General features: G+C 69.8%; 15 protein-coding genes. 8 read left to right on the forward strand and 7 right to left on the reverse strand.

What is annotated here, in order from left to right:
• Window positions 1-30 precede the first annotated feature (30 nt).
• On the forward strand, window positions 31-1,233 hold the full coding sequence (locus tag ACFWM2_RS27805) for an ROK family transcriptional regulator (RefSeq protein WP_383285980.1): 1,203 nt from the start codon (window positions 31-33) through the stop codon (window positions 1,231-1,233).
• 192 nt (window positions 1,234-1,425) lie between these two features.
• On the opposite strand, the gene ACFWM2_RS27810 is transcribed toward ACFWM2_RS27805, so the two are convergent.
• The 3 genes from ACFWM2_RS27810 to ACFWM2_RS27820 form a co-directional block, all read right to left on the reverse strand.
• Complete coding sequence (locus tag ACFWM2_RS27810; protein ID WP_383285522.1) at window positions 1,426-2,427, reverse strand: methyltransferase; 1,002 nt, start codon at window positions 2,425-2,427, stop codon at window positions 1,426-1,428.
• A gap of 215 nt (window positions 2,428-2,642) precedes the next feature.
• Window positions 2,643-3,236, reverse strand: a complete 594-nt coding sequence (locus tag ACFWM2_RS27815) for an ester cyclase (protein WP_383285525.1) — start codon at window positions 3,234-3,236, stop codon at window positions 2,643-2,645.
• Window positions 3,237-3,371: 135 nt separating this feature from the next.
• On the reverse strand, window positions 3,372-3,932 hold the full coding sequence (locus ACFWM2_RS27820) for an NADPH-dependent FMN reductase (protein ID WP_383285528.1): 561 nt from the start codon (window positions 3,930-3,932) through the stop codon (window positions 3,372-3,374).
• A 120-nt stretch (window positions 3,933-4,052) separates the two neighbouring features.
• Here ACFWM2_RS27820 and ACFWM2_RS27825 point away from each other — a divergent pair, with 120 nt between their 5' ends.
• The 3 genes from ACFWM2_RS27825 (at window position 4,053) to ACFWM2_RS27835 (ending at window position 5,901) form a co-directional block, all read left to right on the forward strand.
• The gene (locus ACFWM2_RS27825) at window positions 4,053-4,508 is read left to right on the forward strand and encodes a MarR family winged helix-turn-helix transcriptional regulator (RefSeq protein WP_383285531.1); all 456 of its coding nucleotides are present in this window, start codon (window positions 4,053-4,055) and stop codon (window positions 4,506-4,508) included.
• 28 nt (window positions 4,509-4,536) lie between these two features.
• Window positions 4,537-5,574, forward strand: a complete 1,038-nt coding sequence (locus tag ACFWM2_RS27830; protein ID WP_383285534.1) for an LLM class flavin-dependent oxidoreductase — start codon at window positions 4,537-4,539, stop codon at window positions 5,572-5,574.
• A gap of 111 nt (window positions 5,575-5,685) precedes the next feature.
• Complete coding sequence (locus ACFWM2_RS27835) at window positions 5,686-5,901, forward strand: NUDIX domain-containing protein (protein WP_383285537.1); 216 nt, start codon at window positions 5,686-5,688, stop codon at window positions 5,899-5,901.
• On the opposite strand, the gene ACFWM2_RS27840 is transcribed toward ACFWM2_RS27835, so the two are convergent.
• Window positions 5,858-7,387, reverse strand: a complete 1,530-nt coding sequence (locus ACFWM2_RS27840; RefSeq protein ID WP_383285540.1) for a helix-turn-helix domain-containing protein — start codon at window positions 7,385-7,387, stop codon at window positions 5,858-5,860. The genes ACFWM2_RS27835 and ACFWM2_RS27840 overlap by 44 nt on opposite strands.
• A 117-nt stretch (window positions 7,388-7,504) precedes the next feature.
• Complete coding sequence (locus ACFWM2_RS27845) at window positions 7,505-7,702, reverse strand: DUF4236 domain-containing protein (RefSeq protein WP_383285542.1); 198 nt, start codon at window positions 7,700-7,702, stop codon at window positions 7,505-7,507.
• A gap of 245 nt (window positions 7,703-7,947) precedes the next feature.
• Here ACFWM2_RS27845 and acnA point away from each other — a divergent pair, with 245 nt between their 5' ends.
• Window positions 7,948-10,662 carry an aconitate hydratase AcnA gene (acnA, locus tag ACFWM2_RS27850; protein ID WP_383285545.1) on the forward strand — a complete coding sequence of 905 codons (2,715 nt, stop codon included), beginning with the start codon at window positions 7,948-7,950 and terminating at the stop codon, window positions 10,660-10,662.
• A 181-nt stretch (window positions 10,663-10,843) separates the two neighbouring features.
• Entirely contained in the window at window positions 10,844-11,104 is a 261-nt protein-coding gene (locus tag ACFWM2_RS27855) for a hypothetical protein (protein WP_383285547.1), read from the forward strand.
• Window positions 11,105-11,135: 31 nt separating this feature from the next.
• Here the strand turns inward: ACFWM2_RS27855 and ACFWM2_RS27860 are convergent, their stop codons facing one another.
• A complete protein-coding gene (locus ACFWM2_RS27860; RefSeq protein ID WP_383285550.1) occupies window positions 11,136-11,468 on the reverse strand; it encodes a hypothetical protein in 333 nt (110 codons plus the stop codon).
• Here ACFWM2_RS27860 and ACFWM2_RS27865 point away from each other — a divergent pair.
• Window positions 11,467-12,936, forward strand: a complete 1,470-nt coding sequence (locus ACFWM2_RS27865; protein WP_383285982.1) for an ATP-binding protein — start codon at window positions 11,467-11,469, stop codon at window positions 12,934-12,936. The genes ACFWM2_RS27860 and ACFWM2_RS27865 overlap by 2 nt on opposite strands.
• A gap of 364 nt (window positions 12,937-13,300) precedes the next feature.
• A complete protein-coding gene (locus ACFWM2_RS27870; RefSeq protein ID WP_383285553.1) occupies window positions 13,301-16,579 on the forward strand; it encodes a GH92 family glycosyl hydrolase in 3,279 nt (1,092 codons plus the stop codon).
• Window positions 16,580-16,682: 103 nt separating this feature from the next.
• Here ACFWM2_RS27870 and ACFWM2_RS27875 read toward each other — a convergent pair whose 3' ends face one another.
• Entirely contained in the window at window positions 16,683-17,681 is a 999-nt protein-coding gene (locus ACFWM2_RS27875) for an alpha/beta fold hydrolase (RefSeq protein ID WP_383285556.1), read from the reverse strand.
• Window positions 17,682-17,796: the final 115 nt, after the last annotated feature.

A 17,796-nucleotide genomic window follows, 5' to 3' on the forward strand; every position in this document is an offset into this window, starting at 1 on the left:
CCCGAGGCTGGGAGAAGAACGTTGACGAGTATGACGGCGGGCACCGGGAAGTCCACGATCCGGCGCGGTACCAACCTGCCGCGCGTGGGTGACTTCAACGAGTCGGTGATCCTGGACGCCATTCGCCGGCACTCCGCGGGGCTGAGCCGGGTCGAACTAGCCCACGCCACCGGCCTGTCCGCGCAGACCGTCTCGAACATCACCCGTCGGCTGCTCGACCAGGGCGTGGCGCGGGAATCGGGGAAGCGGAGCACGGGCAGCGGGAAACCTCGCACCCTCCTCGAAATCGTCCCCGCATCCCGTTACGCGGTGGGAGTGCACCTCGACCCGGCGGTCATCACCTGCGTACTGGTGGACCTGCTCGGCACGGTCGTGGCGCAGCGCAGCGAAGGCACCCCGAGCGGCGGCGACACCGACGGGGTCGTCGCGGACATGGCCGCTTCGGTGGCCGCGATCGTGGCGGAGTCGGGCGCCGACCGTGACCGGATACTGGGCCTGGGGATCGCCGCACCGGGGCCCATCGACGCGGCCGCCGGCTGGGTCGTGGACCCTCCCGAGCTGCGCGGCTGGGGCCGTTACCCGCTGCGCGACAAGCTCAGCGAGGCGACCGGATTCCCGGCCCTCCTCGACAAGGACGTCACGGCCGCCGTCGTCGCCGAGCGCTGGACCGGAGCGGCCAACGACAGCCGCAACCTGCTCTTCTTCTACCTCGGCACCGGATCCGGGATGGGACTCGTGGTGGAGGACACCGTGCTGCGCGGCGTCTCCGGGAACGCGGGCGAGGTCGGCGGACTCGGCGCGGCCTGCTCGACACGGACGCTCGTCGAGGAGGCCATCGCCCTGGGCGTGCTCGGCGCCGAGTACACGGTGACGAATCCGGCCGACGCCCAGCGCGGTCTGGAGCGGCTGGCGGCGCTCGCCGCCGACGGCGAGAGACAGGCGGACGGCATCATCGAGCGCCTGGCGATCCGGATCGGCCGGGGCGTCTGCGCGGCGGCGACGCTCCTGGACGTGGACACCGTCGTCTTCGGCGGACCGACCTGGCAGCTGCTCGCCGACCGCCTCCTGGCGACCATCGAGCCGATGGTCGCACGGTCCCCGTTCGTGCGGGCCACCCATCCGACCACCGTCGTCTCGACCACGCTGGGCGAGAAAGTCGCCGCCGTGGGAGCGGCATCCCTGGTCCTCGACCGGGCGCTCTCCGCGCAGCCCAGGTCACTGCTGCTGGGCTGAAAGCCCCGAGGTCAGGTGGCGGTCGGCCCGTTTCGGGTCGGCCCCGTCGGTGCCACCGTCGCTGGATCCGTGCTGGATGTCCTGACGTGCCGTCACCTGTGGTCATCCCGGTGTACGTCCGAACTACGGCGACTGGTCTCGATTTTGCTCCTCGCGGCTAAGCGAACTCCCGCGTTCTGTCGGGCGGCCTCGTCAGCTCCGCGTTGCCTCAATGAGCCAGACGGGGGACGGCCGTTCGATGATGCGGTCCAGGGTGAAGCCGCCGGCGTGCAGCAGGGCGGACCATTCCTTGGCAGTACGCTCACGGCCGCCGAACAGGGCCATCATTGCCACATCAAGCACCTTGGCAGGATGGGGGGAGCTGTCCTCGGGAATCACCATTTCCGCGAGTACCAGACGGGCTCCACCGGGTGCGGCCTTGGCGATGTTGCGGAGGATCTGCACGCTCTTGTCATCGTCCCAGTCGTGCAGGACCACCGACATGAAGTAGACGTCGGCTGCAGGGACGCCGTCGAAGAAGTCGCCTCCTGCTACCCCTATCCGTTCTGACAGGCCGGCGGCGGCGATACGGGTGTGGGCTGCGGCGGCCACTTCCGGTAGGTCGAACACGATGCCACCGCGGTTGGGCGTGGCGTCGTCGCTGAGCAGTTGCACCAGATGGCTTCCGTCAGCTCCGCCGATGTCAGCGACCGTACCTGTGCCCGGAAGTTGGTAGCCGTCCAGCGCAGCGCCGCGCAGTCCGACCGATGACATCGCCGCGTTCTGGATCTCGACCCGCTGCGGGTCCTCGGCGATCCAGTCGAAGAAGGGCTTGCCGAAGAAGTGAGTTGCAGCGTTCTCTCCTGTCTTGACGTTGTGCAGGAGGTCGTTGAAGGGCGCGTAATGTGTGTGCATCCAAAAGCGCGCGATCGCCCGGACCGAGTGAGAAGGCCCGTCGGCCAGCGTGGTGCCCAGTTCAGTGACCTCGACCGTGTCCTCATCCATCCGGAACACGCCGAGGGGCTCCAGGGAACGGATGACTCGCCGCAGCGCGTCGGTGTTGGCGTCTGTGGCCTCTGCCAGCTGCTGGACCGTGAGGGGCCCCTGCAGCAGGAGCGTGGGGACATTGAGCTCTGCCATCGTGTACAGAGCTTGTGAGACCTGATAGCCCGAAAGTAACTGCAGCATTTTCACGGACGGGGGAAGGTCGCTCATTGGGAGTCCTTAACGTGGTCAATAGTCGAAGACAGTTCTGAATGACGCCCCAGTGGAATGCGTAAGGAGAGCATTCCGGCAGGCGTGAGACGCACTTCCGCACTTCCGTTCTCGGCCTGCGAAATGCAACGCTGCGACGGCCCGTCCACGGGAGCAGCCGCTCGGATGCGGAAAAAGATTCGGGGCCTCGGGCGGATGCGTGAGTGTCGTGCAACTCAGAGAGCGTCAGGTGCTGCGTTCCTGTGCGACGCATCCTGCAGGAGAGCGGCCGCCTCGGCCGCCTGCGCCGAGACCCGGGCGGCCGCGCGAGCGGCTCGCCCGGAGACCCGCCAGGCGAGCATGCGTAGAGCCGTGGCCGGGGCCGGCGGGAAAACGCCGAGCTGGCCGAGCATGGTGATGTCGTCCCGTACCGCCTCGTGCTTGACCACCTTGCCGTCACGCACATCGAGCACGTGTGTTTGCTCGAAGTCGATCTCGCGGTGGGTCGGGGGTACGGCTTGGTCGAGCGCACCGTCCCGGAAGCGTACGAAAGGGCCGGTGTGCCGCCCCTGCATGCGCAGTCGCACCCATACCTGGTCATCGTTGCGGGCAATGCCGAGGATGGGGAAGCGCAGGTCGCTGAAGGCAGAACGCATCCATGCAGCCGAGGCCAGAACTCCTGCCGGTCCTGGGATCGCGCAGGCCGGGGGTGAGACAGACGCTTCGCGGTTGTGGAAGTCCTCGCCCACCGTGTCGGCGGCCAGAGACGGATCGCCAGTCTCAAGTACCCGGAAAAGCCCGTGGGCCAGATCCGTTGCATCTATTCCCATTGCGCACCTTTCGCGGGTTCCGTTGCGTACCTTCGCGGGTCCTGTTGCGTACCTTTCGCGGCCGGCGGCGGAGGGGGCGAAGCAGCCTTCCCGCGCTCCCTTAAGCAGCCTTCCCGCGCCCCCCTCAAGCGGCCCTCAGGCAGCCCTCAGCGGCGCCAACGCCTGGCTCCAGGCCACGACCTGGTCAAGCGTGGTGCCCAGTGATTCCCGCTGAAAGTCGCTGGGCTTGAACACACTGAAGTTCTCGAAGTCCGTGAACAGCGACAGCGCGACCTGGGCCCGCACATCGGCCATCTGCAGCTCGCCGGCTATCAGCCGCAGGTGTTCCACCGCGCGCGTACCACCGGCCGAGCCGTAGCTGACGAACCCGACGGCCTTGTTGTTCCACTCGGCATAGAGGAAGTCGATGGCGTTCTTCAGCGCGCCGGAGGTGGAGTGGTTGTACTCCGGCGTCACCATCACGAAGCCGTCGAACGAGGCGATCTTGCGCGCCCAGTTCAGGGTGTGCGGCTGCGTGTACTGGCCCAGTGACGGCGGGTACGCCTCGTCGAGGTGCGGGAGCTTGTAGTCGAGCAGATCGACCAGCTCGAACTCCGCGTCGGTGCGCTGCGTGGCGACCTCATGCACCCAGCGGCCGACGGCCTCCCCGTTGCGTCCCGGACGGGTACTGCCGAGGATGATCCCGATCTTGGTCATGACTGTTCCTCCATGAACCGTTGCTGATCCATCCGCGCATACTGACTCCATCCGCGGATCTGCTTGTCGCGTCAAGTAAATCCTGTGATACTTGTTGCGTCAAGGAAGTAATATGAAGGCATGCCGAGCGCCGAACAGCCACTGCACCCCCTGAGCCCGTACGAGGAAGCGCTGTTGCGTGAACTCGGCAGGGTGATGATCGTCCTGCCCCGAGTGATCGACACCGACATGATGCGTGAGCAGCGCCTGCCGCTCTCCGAGTACACGACGCTCATGCATCTGTCCGAGGCCCCGGACCGGCGGATGCGCATGAGCGAGCTCGCCGCCATCGCCAACCTCTCGCTGAGCGGGATGACCCGCATCGTCACCCGACTGGAGAACCAGGGCCTGATCGAACGCGCCAGGTGTGACGAGGACGCCCGCGGGTGGAACGCCGTCCTCACCGACGCCGGCCTCGCCCGCTTGCAGGAGGCATGGCCCGCCCACCTGGCCAGCGCCCGACGCCACGTCTTCGACCATCTCGAAGGCACCGACCTCACCCAGCTCATCCACGCACTGAGGCGCATCGCGACCTGAGGCCCGGTGCAGACCCGAGGAGTACGACATGGCCAGAGACATCACGCTCGGGCTCGACACCTTCGGCGACGTGACACATGACGCCGAGGGCACACCGCTGACGCACGGCGAGACCCTCCGCGGACTGGTCGAGGAAGGCGTCCTCGCCGACCAGGTCGGCTTGGACCACTTCGCGATCGGCGAGCACCACACCGAGACGATGCCGCTCTCCGCCGCCGACGTCGTGCTCGCGGCCGTCGCGGCCCGCACCTCGCGCATCCGTCTCGGCTCCGCGGTGACGGTGATCAGCTCCGACGATCCCGTCCGGGTGTTCCAGCGATACGCCACGCTCGACGGTGTGTCCGGTGGCCGCGCCGAGGTGATCCTCGGCAGGGGATCGAGCACCGAGTCCTTCCCGATCTTCGGCTATGACCTGAACGACTACGAGGAACTGTTCGAGGAGAAGCTCGACCTGTTCGCCGAGTTGCTGCGGGAGAAGCCCGTCACCTGGTCGGGCAAGACCCGCGCATCGCTCGACGGCCTCTCCGTCTACCCGCGCAGCGAGTCGGGGGCGATCCCGACCTGGGTCGGCGTCGGCGGCAGCCCCCAGTCGGTCGTCCGGACCGCCCGTTACGGGTTCTCGCTGATGCTCGCGATCATCGGGGGCGACACGGCCCGTTTCGCGCCGTTCTCCCAGCTGTTCCAGCAGTCGCTGGAGAAGTTCGGACAGCCCCGGCGGCCTGTGGGCGTTCATGCGCCCGGCCATGTAGCTGCCACCGACGAGCAAGCGGTGGAGGAGTTTCTGCCCGCGTTCGAAGCAGTGATTCGCGGCGTGGCCAAGCAGCGTGGTTTCCGTACCCCCACCCGCGAGAGCCTCATGCGTGATGTGGGCCCGGGTGGCGCGCTGCACGTGGGATCACCCGAAACCGTGGCCCGCAAGATCACCGCGACACTCAAGGAACTCGACGCGACCCGCTTCGACCTCAAGTACGCGATGACCGGCATGCCGCACAGCGCGCTCCTCACCAACATCGAGTTGTACGGCACCAAGGTGGCACCCCTGGTACGCGAGATGACCGGCGGCTGACGCGACCGCCCCGGCCCGAGCCTCTGAGCGGTTGGCTCCGGAAGTCCTTCGGGGGTTGATCAGGCCGTCGCCGTCGGAGGCTCGTCGTACTCGCACCGCCGGCGTGGGCGGGTGGCGCCGGGCGGCAGGGTGGATCCGGGAGGGACGCCACGAGAGGCGGCCAGGCGGGAGCTGTTCGAAGAGACCGGGCCGACGGTAGACCAGAGAAGTCCCCCGGACACCGCCGCACCCTCCCCTGAAGCGTCTCACCGCATGTCAGGCGGGGTGCGGCGGCATTCGCCCATCAGATGTCGCGGAAGATCTCGATCTGCGCGCCGATCGTGTTGAGGCGCTCCGCCAGATCCTCGTACCCGCGGTTGATGACGTACACGTTCCGCAGCACGGACGTGCCCTCGGCCGCCATCATCGCGAGCAGGACGACCACGGCCGGCCGCAGCGCGGGCGGGCACATCATCTCGGCGGCGCGCCAGCGGGTGGGGCCCTCGACCAGCACCCGGTGCGGGTCGAGGAGTTGGAGCCGGCCACCGAGGCGGTTCAGGTCCGTCAGGTAGATCGCGCGGTTGTCGTAGACCCAGTCGTGGATCAGCGTCTTGCCCTGCGCGGAGGCCGCGATGGCCGCGAAGAACGGGACGTTGTCGATGTTCAGGCCCGGGAACGGCATCGGGTGGATCTTGTCGATCGGCGCCTCCAGCTTGGAGGGCCGCACCGTCAGGTCCACCAGCCGCGTACGGCCGTTGTCGGCGAAGTACTCGGCCGTGCGGTCGTGGTCGAGGCCCATCTCCTCCAGGACCGCGAGCTCGATCTCCAGGAACTCGATCGGCACCCGGCACACCGTCAGCTCGGACTCGGTGACCACCGCGGCGGCCAGCAGGCTCATCGCCTCGACCGGGTCCTCGGAGGGGGAGTAGTCCACGTCGACGTCGATGTTCGGCACGCCGTGCACGGTGAGCGTGGTGGTGCCGATGCCCTCGACCCGGACGCCCAGCGCCTCCAGGAAGAAGCAGAGGTCCTGGACCATGTAGTTGGAGGACGCGTTGCGGATGACGGTCACGCCCTCGTGGCGGGCGGCGGCCAGCAGCGCGTTCTCGGTCACGGTGTCGCCGCGCTCGGTCAGCACGATCGGGCGGTCGGGCGAGACCGAGCGGTCGACCTGGGCGTGGTAGAGCCCTTCGGTCGCCGCGATGTCCAGACCGAAGCGGCGCAGCGCGATCATGTGCGGCTCGATCGTGCGCGTGCCGAGGTCGCAACCGCCCGCGTACGGCAGCTTGAAGCGGTCCAGGCGGTGCAGCAGCGGCCCCAGGAACATGATGATCGAACGGGTGCGGCGGGCCGCGTCCGCGTCGATGGTGCCCATGTCGAGGTCGGCCGGGGGCACGATCTCCAGGTCGACGCCGTCGTTGATCCAGCGGGTGCGTACGCCGATCGAGCCCAGCACCTCCAGAAGGCGGTACACCTCCTCGATGCGGGCGACCCGGCGCAGCACGGTGCGGCCCTTGTTGAGCAGCGTCGCGCACAGCAGCGCGACACAGGCGTTCTTGCTGGTCTTGACGTCGATCGAGCCGGACAGACGACGTCCGCCGACGACCCGGAGATGCATGGGACCCGCGTACCCCAGCGACACGATCTCGCTGTCCAGGGCTTCACCGATTCGAGCGATCATCTCAAGGCTGATGTTTTGGTTGCCGCGCTCGATGCGATTGACGGCGCTCTGGCTGGTGCCGAGTGCCTCGGCAAGTTGCGACTGTGTCCAGCCCCGGTGCTGCCGGGCGTCGCGAATGAGCTTGCCGATACGTACGAGGTAGTCGTCTGCCATGGAGGTGAGGCTATCTCAGATATGAGATGGCACATCCCAGGGGGTCCGTACGAGTGACGGGCCGTCAGTGGCGCCTCGGGGTACGCGGGTCGGGGGTGCGCCGAGTGGTGCGGCCGGTCAGCGGCGCTTCGCGCTGCGCGTCCGGCGCCAGCCGAAGGGGCCGGGCAGGTCCATCGACGTCGTACGGCGTCCGGTGCTGCTGCGGGTGTGCCGCGGCCCGTGCTCGCCGCCGGTCGAGATGGACCAGGAGCGGCGGTTGATGTTCAGGCGCACCCCGGGAAGGATGCGGAAACTCTTGCGGAACGTGAGCGCCATGGGTTCCCCCTCTGCGGTTACCCCGGGTGGTTCCCGGTGGACTCCGGGTACCCCGAAGAAGGCCGCGCATGACCAGGCGGCCCCCATGTACTAGAGTTATCTCGACATCGAGATATCTGCCGAGGCGCGCCGCAGCCGCCACCCCGGTAAGGGTTACCTAACTTAGCCTTACCTTAGCGGATAGGGCAATCGTCGTGGCGGCAGGATTCTGCGGTGGGTACGCGCAATCAATGAAGGAGACTGTCGTGTCGGCGAACAGCTTCGACGCCCGCAGCACGCTGCAGGTGGGCGACGAGTCGTACGAGATCTTCCGGCTGGACAAGGTGGAAGGCTCGGCTCGCCTTCCGTACAGCCTGAAGGTGCTGCTGGAGAACCTGCTCCGTACCGAGGACGGCGCGAACATCACCGCCGACCACATCCGGGCGCTCGGCGGCTGGGACTCCCAGGCGCAGCCGTCGCAGGAGATCCAGTTCACGCCGGCCCGCGTGATCATGCAGGACTTCACCGGCGTGCCCTGCGTCGTGGACCTTGCCACGATGCGTGAGGCCGTGAAGGAGCTCGGCGGCGACCCGGCGAAGATCAACCCGCTGGCCCCGGCCGAGCTGGTCATCGACCACTCCGTCATCGCCGACAAGTTCGGCACGCACGAGGCCTTCGCGCAGAACGTCGAGCTGGAGTACGGCCGCAACAAGGAGCGCTACCAGTTCCTGCGCTGGGGCCAGACCGCCTTCGACGAGTTCAAGGTCGTCCCCCCGGGCACCGGCATCGTCCACCAGGTCAACATCGAGCACCTGGCCCGTACGGTCATGGTCCGCAAGGGCCAGGCCTACCCCGACACGCTGGTCGGCACCGACTCGCACACCACCATGGTCAACGGCCTCGGTGTCCTCGGCTGGGGCGTCGGCGGTATCGAGGCCGAGGCCGCGATGCTCGGCCAGCCCGTCTCGATGCTCATCCCGCGCGTCGTCGGCTTCAAGCTGACCGGGGAGCTGCCGGCCGGCACCACCGCCACCGACCTGGTGCTGACCATCACCGAGATGCTCCGCAAGCACGGTGTCGTCGGCAAGTTCGTCGAGTTCTACGGCGAGGGTGTGGCGGCCACGAGCCTCGCCAACCGCGCCACCATCGGCAACATGTCGCCCGAGTTCGGCTCCACCGCCGCGATCTTCCCGATCGACGACGAGACGCTGAAGTACCTGCGCCTGACCGGCCGTGACGAGCAGCAGGTCGCGCTCGTCGAGGCGTACGCCAAGGAGCAGGGCCTCTGGCTCGACCCGGCCGCCGAGCCCGACTTCTCCGAGAAGCTGGAGCTCGACCTCTCCACGGTCGTCCCGTCGATCGCCGGCCCGAAGCGCCCGCAGGACCGCATCGTCCTCGCGAACGCCGCCGAGCAGTTCAAGGCGGACGTCCGCAACTACGTCGAGGACGACGACGAGGCCGGCAAGGAGTCCTTCCCCGCCTCCGACGCCCCCGCCGCCGCCAACGGCGTGCCGACCCGCCCCACGCTGGTCACGGCCCCCGACGGCTCGACGTACGAGATCGACCACGGCGCCGTCACCGTCGCCGCGATCACCTCCTGCACCAACACCTCGAACCCGTACGTCATGGTCGCGGCCGCGCTGGTCGCCAAGAAGGCGGTCGAGAAGGGCCTGACCCGCAAGCCGTGGGTCAAGACCACGCTCGCCCCGGGCTCCAAGGTCGTCACCGACTACTTCGACAAGGCGGGCCTGACCCCGTACCTCGACAAGGTCGGCTTCAACCTCGTCGGCTACGGCTGCACCACCTGCATCGGCAACTCCGGCCCGCTGCCGGAGGAGGTCTCCAAGGCCGTCAACGACCACGACCTCGCGGTCACTTCGGTCCTCTCCGGCAACCGGAACTTCGAGGGCCGTATCAACCCCGACGTCAAGATGAACTACCTGGCCTCCCCGCCGCTGGTCGTCGCGTACGCCCTCGCGGGTTCCATGAAGGTGGACATCACGAAGGACGCGCTGGGCCTGGACCAGGACGGCAAGCCGGTCTACCTCGAGGACATCTGGCCGACCGAGGCCGAGGTCAACGACGTGGTGGCGAACGCCATCGGCGAGGACATGTTCAACAAGTCCTACCAGGACGTCTTCGCGGGCGACGCCCAGTGGCAGGCGCTGTCGATCCCCGAGGGCAACACCTTCGAGTGGGACCCGCAGTCGACGTACGTCCGCAAGCCCCCTTACTTCGAGGGCATGACGATGGAGACCACCCCGGTCTCGGACATCGCCGGCGCGCGCGTCCTCGCCAAGCTCGGCGACTCGGTCACCACCGACCACATCTCCCCGGCCGGTGCGATCAAGGCCGACACCCCCGGAGGCAAGTACCTCACGGAGCACGGTGTCGAGCGTCGTGACTTCAACAGCTACGGCTCGCGCCGCGGCAACCACGAGGTCATGATCCGCGGCACGTTCGCCAACATCCGCCTGCGCAACCAGATCGCGCCGGGCACCGAGGGCGGCTACACCCGCGACTTCACCCAGCCGGACGCGCCGGTGTCGTTCATCTACGACGCCTCGCGCAACTACATCGAGCAGGGCATCCCGCTGGTCGTCCTGGCCGGCAAGGAGTACGGCTCCGGCTCGTCCCGCGACTGGGCCGCCAAGGGCACCGCGCTCCTCGGCGTGAAGGCCGTCATCGCCGAGTCGTACGAGCGCATCCACCGTTCGAACCTCATCGGCATGGGCGTCCTGCCGCTCCAGTACCCGGAGGGCGCCTCGGCCGAGGCCCTCGGCCTGACCGGTGAGGAGACCTTCTCCTTCACCGGTGTCGAGGAGCTGAACAACGGCACCACGCCGCGCACGGTCAAGGTCACCACCGACACGGGTGTCGAGTTCGACGCGGTCGTCCGCATCGACACCCCCGGCGAGGCGGACTACTACCGCAACGGCGGCATCATGCAGTACGTGCTGCGCAGCCTGATCCGCAAGTAGGCGGTCCGGCAGGTGCGGTGACGCACCTGCGGCGTACGGCAGTCGAGGGCCGCATTCCCGGAGACGGGGGTGCGGCCCTCGGGCTTGTCCCTGGCGCGGCTCTTCGCCGTTCATTTACGGACATGGGTGGGCCTCAGACGGAACACAGGGTTCTGCCAGGTGCGGGCGACACCCTCTTCTCATGTCTGGCACCCGAAGTGACCGCGTCCGTGTGGTGAACGTCGTCGACGAGCCGGGCCGCACCGACGGGCTGCGCCGCCTGCGGTACGGGCATCCGGGGCGGCCCGTCCGCACGCTCACCGTCCGGGACGCGTCCGGGCGTCCCGCCGACGGGCTCGCCGCGGGTGCCCAAGGCGCTGTGCCGAAACCTTTCTCCTCGGAGGAGCTCCACGCGGCGCGTGGAGCGGGGTACGCCACCAGGCCGGCGGGGGAGGGGAGATGACAGGGATATGGGCGCGGGAGCGGCTGCACGGTCAGCCGGACGGGCGGAGGCCGCGGACGCGGCCGCACGGTCGCCCGTCGGCGCCGGAGACGTCGCCGGAGGAGCGGTCCCCGTCGGCCCGTGGGACGGAGCACGCGCCGACGAGGCAGCGGCAGAACCGCTCGCTGCCGCAGGACCGGCCGGGGGAGGCGCGCTCGCTGCCCGGGCCGCTGAAGCGGCGGTTGCTGCCGAGGAGGCCGACGCGGTGGTTGCCGTCGGGGCGGCTGAAGCGGTGGTCGCTGCCCACGCGTCCGGCAGGGCGCTCGCTGAGGACCCGCCTCCTGGTGTTCATCGCCGTCGCGCTCGCGGCCGTCTGCGCGACCATGGCGCTCACCTCGGTGTTCGCCCAACGCGCCTACCTCCTCGGCAACCTGGACCACCGGGTCACCGACGCCGCCGAACGCAGCCAGGGCGGACTCCAGACCCGGGCGGGGCAGGAGCGGGACACCGGTCTCGGCTTCCTCGACGAGCGGGGGCAGGCCGTCGGGACGCTCGCCGCCCGCGTCGACGACCAGGGCACCGTCACCGCCGCCGAGGTCGTGACCCAGGACGGCGGTCAGCGGACGCTCACGGCCGCGCAACGGGCCGCCCTCGACGGCATCACGGCCGACGGCACCCTGCACACCCGCACCGTCCCGGGCGTCGGCACCTACCGGGTGACCGTCCTCGGCGGCGACGGCATCCCTGTCCTCACCGGGCTTCCGACGAGCGAGGTCCAGGACATGATCCGCCGGCTGGTCATGATCGAGTCCTTGGTGGCCGGCGCGGGGCTGGCCGTCGCGGGCTGTGTCTGCGCGGTCGTCATCCGGCGCCAGCTCCGCCCCCTCGGACGGGTCGCCGCCACCGCCGTCGAGGTGTCGCGCGCGCCGCTGGGGCACGGGGAGGTCACCGGGCTCGTCCGTGTGCCCGACCGGGACACCGACCCGGCCAGCGAGGCCGGCCAGGTCGGCGCCGCGCTCAACCGCATGATCGACCACGTCGAGTCCTCGCTCGCCCAACGCCTGCGCGGCGAGGAGCAGTTGCGCCGCAGCGAGGAACGCATGCGCCGCTTCGTCGCCGACGCCAGCCATGAACTCCGTACGCCGCTCGCCTCCATCGCCGGATACGCGGAACTCATGAACCGTGGTGCCGGGAAGATCGAACCGACGCTCGCCTGGCGCCGGGTGTCCGCCGAGTCGGCGCGGATGACCGGTCTCGTAGAGGATCTGCTCCTGCTCGCCCGGTTGGACGAAGGGCGGCCCCTGCAGTCCGGCGAGGTCGATCTCGCGGCCGTGGTCACCGAGGCCGTGTGGGACGCGCGGGCCGGCGGGGACGGGCACAACTGGCAACTGGCGCTGCTGCTGGACGCCCCGGCCCTGGTCCTCGGCGACCAGGCACGACTGCAACAGGTGGTGGCCAACCTGTTGGCCAACGCGCGTATGCACACACCTGTTGGCACGACGGTCGTCACCTCGGTGGAGGCCACGGGCGCCCACTGCGTCGTCCGTGTGATCGACGACGGCCCCGGCATCCCCCAGCACCTGCTGCCCACGGTCTTCGAACGCTTCACCCGGGGGGACACGTCCCGCTCGCGCGGCGACCCCGCCCAGGGCGGCTCCGGCCTCGGCCTCGCCATCGTCGCGGCCATCTCGGCGGCGCACGGCGGCCGTGTCCAGGCCGAAAGCGTCCCCGGCCGCACGGAGTTCAGGATCGAGCTGCCGGCGGCGCAGGGCGCGACCGCCGAGCACGCCGGAGCGGCCGAGCCGGCCGCTCGGTTCCGGGCCGCGGACGCGACGGGGCCGGCGGGCAGATGACAGGGCTGTGCTGTCGGCTCAGGGCGGACCGGGTGAATGCTGGAGGACTCACCCGGTCCGCGAGCCCGGGAGGCTGAGGGGGGAAGGCCGCCCGGGATGGTGCGTGGCTTGTGACGACCGTGGCGTGCGACAACGTTGTCTCATGGTCTTCTCATGACTCTATCGCTTCAACCGACAACGATGTCAAGCCAGTTGGTACGGCAACTGCGGGGCCCCGGTGGGCCGGCGGAGTGCGCGGTACGAGGGCCCTGCGCGCCGCCCGCGGCGTATGCGCTCTTCCGTGGTACGGGTGGCGCACGCTACTGTCCCTGCGGCTTGTGCGACCTGTGGTGCGCGACCCGTCCGAAGGAGGAGGGGCCGCGTCATGCGTTTCCGTCCGTCATCCGTGCTGCTCGCCGTCGCCCTGACGGTCGGCGGTGCCACTCCGGCCCTTGCCGCGCCCGCGTCCGGTCCGCCGGACCTCGTCAAGGACCCCACCGCGTACGTCGATCCGCTCATCGGCACCAAGAACGGCGGCAATGTCTTCCCCGGCGCCGTCACGCCCTTCGGCATGCTCTCCTGGAGCCCCGAGAACACCAGAGGGAGCGCGACCAGCACGGCCGCGCCCGGTGGCTACCAGTACGACGCCACCCGCATCCGCGGCTTCAGCCTCACGCACATGTCCGGCACGGGCTGCGCGGGCGGCAGCGGCGACATCCCCTTCTTCCCGTACGCCGGCGAGGTCACCTCCTCCCCGGCGAGCGACACCAAGGACGCGGTGTACGCGTCCGACTTCAAGCACACCGACGAGACCGCAGAGCCCGGTCACTACAAGGTCGGTCTCGCCTCCGGCGTCACCGCCGACCTCACCGCGACCACGCGCACCGGCTCGGGCCGCTTCACCTTCCCCGCGGACAAGCCCGCCTCGCTGCTGATCCGCACCGCCAACTCCGAGATCGGGTCGACGGCTTCGGACGTACGCATCGACCCGGCCACCCGTACGGTCTCGGGCTCCGTCACGTCCGGCAACTTCTGCGGATATCTCGACCCCGAAGGCCAACGCAGCTACTACACGCTGTACTTCACCGCCCGCTTCGACCGGGACTTCAAGACCACCGGCACCTGGCAGGACGACAAGCTGAGCCCGGGGTCCACCGAGGCGAACGGCGGCACGGGCGGCTTCTCCAACGGAGGCCGGCCCGTCGCGGGCAAGGGCGCCGGCGGCTATGTGGAGTTCGCACCCGGCGCCGGCCCGGTGAACGTCAAGGTCGGCATCTCGTACGTCAGCCGGGCGGGCGCGACGGCCAACCTCGCCGAGGAGAACCCGCCGTCGCGGTCCTTCGCGGCCGTGCGGGACGCGGCCGGGCGTGCCTGGCGGGAGCGGCTCGGCGCGATCAGGGTCGGCGGCGGCACCGACACCGACCGCACCACGTTCTACACCGCGCTCTACCACGCCCTCCTGCACCCGAACGTCATCAGTGACGCCGACCGCAGATACCGGGGCAGTGACGACAAGGTCCATGTCGTCGGGCGCGGCCACCAGGCCCAGTACGGCACCTTCTCCGGCTGGGACGTCTACCGCTCCCAGGTCCAGCTGCTGACCCTCCTCAACCCGGACGTGGGCTCCGACATCGCGCAGTCGCTGCTCGAACTCGCCCGGCAGAACGGGGGAGTGTGGGACCGCTGGCTGCACGGCGCGAGCGGGACGCACGTCATGAACGGCGACCCGTCGCCGGCCGCACTCGCGGGCATCCGCGCCTTCGGCGGCACCGACTTCGATCTGCGCGGCGCGCTCGACTCGCTGGTCAAGGCGGCGACCGTGCCGACGGAGCAGGACAAGTCGTCGGCGGGCAAGCCGGTGCTGTCGGTGGGCCAGCGGCCCTCCCTCGACAAGTACCTCGACCAGCACTACATGCCGTCCGTCTCCAACGCGTGGGGCGGCGCGGCCGAGACGCTGGAGATGTCGGGAGCGGACTTCGCGATCTCCCAACTGGCCACCGCCGCCGGGCAGAAGAAGACGGCGACGGACTTCGCCGGACGTTCCCAGTGGTGGCAGAACAACTTCAACCTCGCGGCCGACCCGACCGGCGGCTACATCGCCAACCGCAAGGCGGACGGCAGCTGGGTCACCGGCTTCACCCCCGGGACCGGCAACGGATTCGTCGAGGGTACGGCGGCCCAGTACACCTGGATGGTGCAGCACAACCCGGCCGGCCTCTTCGCCGCGATGGGCGGCCGTGACAAGGCGCTCGACCGCCTCGACACCTTCTTCCACAACGCCGACGGCAGCTGGGCCTTCACGGGCAGCGGCGGCGACAAGTCCGAGCTGGACAACGAGCCGTCGATCAACGTCCCCTACCTGTACGCCTACGCGGGCACGCCCTACAAGACGCAGGACACGGTCCGCGCTGCCATGCAGCAGCTCTGGTCGACGCAGCCGGGCGGCATCCCCGGCAACGACGACCTGGGGGAGATGTCCTCCTGGTACGTCTTCTCGTCCCTCGGCATGTACCCCCAGGTGCCCTCCCGCGGCGAACTGGTGCTGTCCTCACCGCTGTTCCCCCGGGTGGAGATCTCGCGCCCGGGCGGCAACGACATCAGGATCCGCGCGGCCGGAGCGGCGGCGGACGCGCCCTACGTGCAGTCGTTGAAGGTCAACGGCCGTTCCAGTGACCGTCCTTGGCTCCCGGCCTCCTTCGTCCGCAAGGGCGGCACGCTCGACTACACGCTGAGCGGCACCCCGGACAAGACGTGGGGCAGCGCCGAGGCCGACGCCCCGCCGTCCTTCCGGACCGGCGAGCAGCCGTACCAGATCGGTGTCGGCCCGACCACGGCGACGCTCGCGCCGGGCGGCAGCACGAAGCTCGACATCCGCGCCCTCGCGCTGAGCGGCGGCGCGGGACCGGAGGTCCGTTTCCATGTGGACGTGCCGGACGGCGTCACGGCCAGTCCCGCCGAGGGGACGGTGACGGACGGCGCGCAGCAGATCGTCCTGACGGCGGCCGACAGCGCCCGGCAGGGCTTCTACGACGTCAAGGTGTCGGTGACGTCCGCCGACTCGTCGTACGAGCAGCCAGTGGCCCTGACGGTGGCGGCGCCCGGCTCGCTCCTCGCCGCCTACAACAGCACGGGTGTCTCGGACGACGCGGGCGACCACGACGAGGCCGACTACGACGGCGGCGGCTGGAGCTACTCCCGCCAGGCGCTGGCCACCGCGGGCCTGACCCCCGGCAAGCAGGGCACGGTACCCGGCGGGCTCGCCTTCACCTGGCCGGACTCCCCGTCGGGCCGCCCCGACAACGCCTCGGCCGCGTCCCAGACGATCGATCTGCCCACCCCGTCGGCCAAGTTGAGCTTCGTCGGCAGCGCGGTCAACGGCAATCAGCAGACCAAGGCGACCGTCACCTACACCGACGGCAGCACCGACACCGTCGACCTCTCCTTCACGGACTGGACCGTCGGCGGCGGAGGCGGCACCGTCCAGTACGGCAACGAGGTCGTCGCCAAGGCCCTGTACCGCAATGTCGCGGGCGCCGACAAGGACCCGGTGGTGACGTACGTCTTCGCCACCAAGCCCTTCGAGGCCCCGGCCGGCAAGACCATCAGGAGCGTGAAACTGCCCGACAACGGGGATCTGCACGTCTTCACCCTCGCGGTGAGCTGACCTGCCCCCGCGGGCCGGCCCTGTCACTCGCCGAGGACAGTGCCGGCCCGCTCGGGCGGTCGCATCCGGCCCGGCGAGCCGTGGCGGCCATGCGCCGTGGTGGCTACGCGCCGATGAGCCGCAGCCAGTCGGTCAGGAGCCGGTTGACCTCGTCGGGGCGTTCCTGCTGGATCCAGTGGCCGCAGCCTTCGAGGATGTGCGAGGCGGTCAGCCCCGGCAGGGTCGTCGGGAAGGCCGCGACGGCATCGGCCAGCCAGGTCGTGGTGGAGTCCAGTTCGCCGCCGAGGAACAGTGACGGCTGGGTGATCGGCGCGCCGTCCCAGGGGGCGAGGTCCGCCCAGTCCCGGTCGACGTTGCGGTAGCGGTTGAGCGCCCCGGCCATTCCGGTGCGCTCGAACTCGCCCGCGTAGACGTCGAGTTCTTCCTCGGTGAGCCACGACGGCAGCCTGCCGGCGTCGAAGCGGTCGCGCAGCCGCGCCCCCTTCGGCACGAAGAAGAGACTGCTCGCGCCGGCCGCCGGCATGGTGTCGCCGGAGAGCCCGGCGTAGAAGCCGGCCAGCCAGCCGCGCACATCGGGTTCGATCTCGGCCTCGGCCCGGCCGGGCTCCTGGAAGTAGCTGACGTAGAACTCCTCGTCCCCGCCGATCCGCGCGAAGACCTCGCTGGGGCGGGGGCCCGAGCGCGGGCTGTAGGGCACCCCGAGCAGTCCCACGGCCGTGAAGACGTCCGGCTGGAGCAGCGCGCACTGGGCGGCGATGGTCGCGCCCCAGTCATGGCCCACGACGACCGCCGACGACTCGCCGAGGGCGCGGACGACGGCGGTGTGGTCGTCGACGAGCTCCAGCATCCGGTAGGCCGCCACCTCGCGCGGCTTCGACGAGCGCCCGTAGCCGCGTACGTCCACGGCCACCGCCCGGAAGCCCGCCGCGGCGAGGGCCGGCAGCTGGTGGCGCCAGGAGTACCAGGACTCGGGAAAGCCGTGCACGAGCAGGACCAGGGGGCCGGTGCCCTGCTCCACGAGGTGAACGCGGCCGCCGGGCACGCGCACCAGGCGGTGCCCGGCGGTCTGCGTCGGGGCGGGCGGCTGGGTGGGCTGTGACATGGGTACTCCCGCTGGCTCCGTCGGCTGTCCCGACCAACATCGCAGCAGCCCATGGCAGTCGACGAGGAAGTTGCCGGTCCGGCAAAACGGCGGCCGGAACACCACGCGGACGGGC

The sequence above is a fragment of the Streptomyces sp. NPDC058371 genome (genome assembly GCF_042723265.1).
In the GTDB taxonomy this organism is placed as follows: Bacteria; Actinomycetota; Actinomycetes; order Streptomycetales; family Streptomycetaceae; genus Streptomyces.

Excerpts from the sequence above, each read along its gene's own strand:
- ACFWM2_RS27820 (WP_383285528.1), bottom strand. The coding sequence starts at position 3,932 with ATGACCAAGATCGGGATCATCCTCGGCAGTACCCGTCCGGGACGCAAC.
- ACFWM2_RS27860 (WP_383285550.1), bottom strand. The coding sequence starts at position 11,468 with ATGGTCGCGCAGACGGCCGCGAGCGCGACGGCGATGAACACCAGGAGG.
- ACFWM2_RS27865 (WP_383285982.1), top strand. The coding sequence starts at position 11,467 with ATGGCGCTCACCTCGGTGTTCGCCCAACGCGCCTACCTCCTCGGCAAC.
- ACFWM2_RS27810 (WP_383285522.1), bottom strand. The coding sequence starts at position 2,427 with ATGAGCGACCTTCCCCCGTCCGTGAAAATGCTGCAGTTACTTTCGGGC.
- ACFWM2_RS27840 (WP_383285540.1), bottom strand. The coding sequence starts at position 7,387 with ATGGCAGACGACTACCTCGTACGTATCGGCAAGCTCATTCGCGACGCC.
- ACFWM2_RS27845 (WP_383285542.1), bottom strand. The coding sequence starts at position 7,702 with ATGGCGCTCACGTTCCGCAAGAGTTTCCGCATCCTTCCCGGGGTGCGC.
- ACFWM2_RS27830 (WP_383285534.1), top strand. The coding sequence starts at position 4,537 with ATGGCCAGAGACATCACGCTCGGGCTCGACACCTTCGGCGACGTGACA.
- ACFWM2_RS27875 (WP_383285556.1), bottom strand. The coding sequence starts at position 17,681 with ATGTCACAGCCCACCCAGCCGCCCGCCCCGACGCAGACCGCCGGGCAC.
- ACFWM2_RS27825 (WP_383285531.1), top strand. The coding sequence starts at position 4,053 with ATGCCGAGCGCCGAACAGCCACTGCACCCCCTGAGCCCGTACGAGGAA.
- ACFWM2_RS27855 (WP_383285547.1), top strand. The coding sequence starts at position 10,844 with ATGTCTGGCACCCGAAGTGACCGCGTCCGTGTGGTGAACGTCGTCGAC.
- ACFWM2_RS27870 (WP_383285553.1), top strand. The coding sequence starts at position 13,301 with ATGCGTTTCCGTCCGTCATCCGTGCTGCTCGCCGTCGCCCTGACGGTC.
- ACFWM2_RS27815 (WP_383285525.1), bottom strand. The coding sequence starts at position 3,236 with ATGGGAATAGATGCAACGGATCTGGCCCACGGGCTTTTCCGGGTACTT.
- ACFWM2_RS27805 (WP_383285980.1), top strand. The coding sequence starts at position 31 with ATGACGGCGGGCACCGGGAAGTCCACGATCCGGCGCGGTACCAACCTG.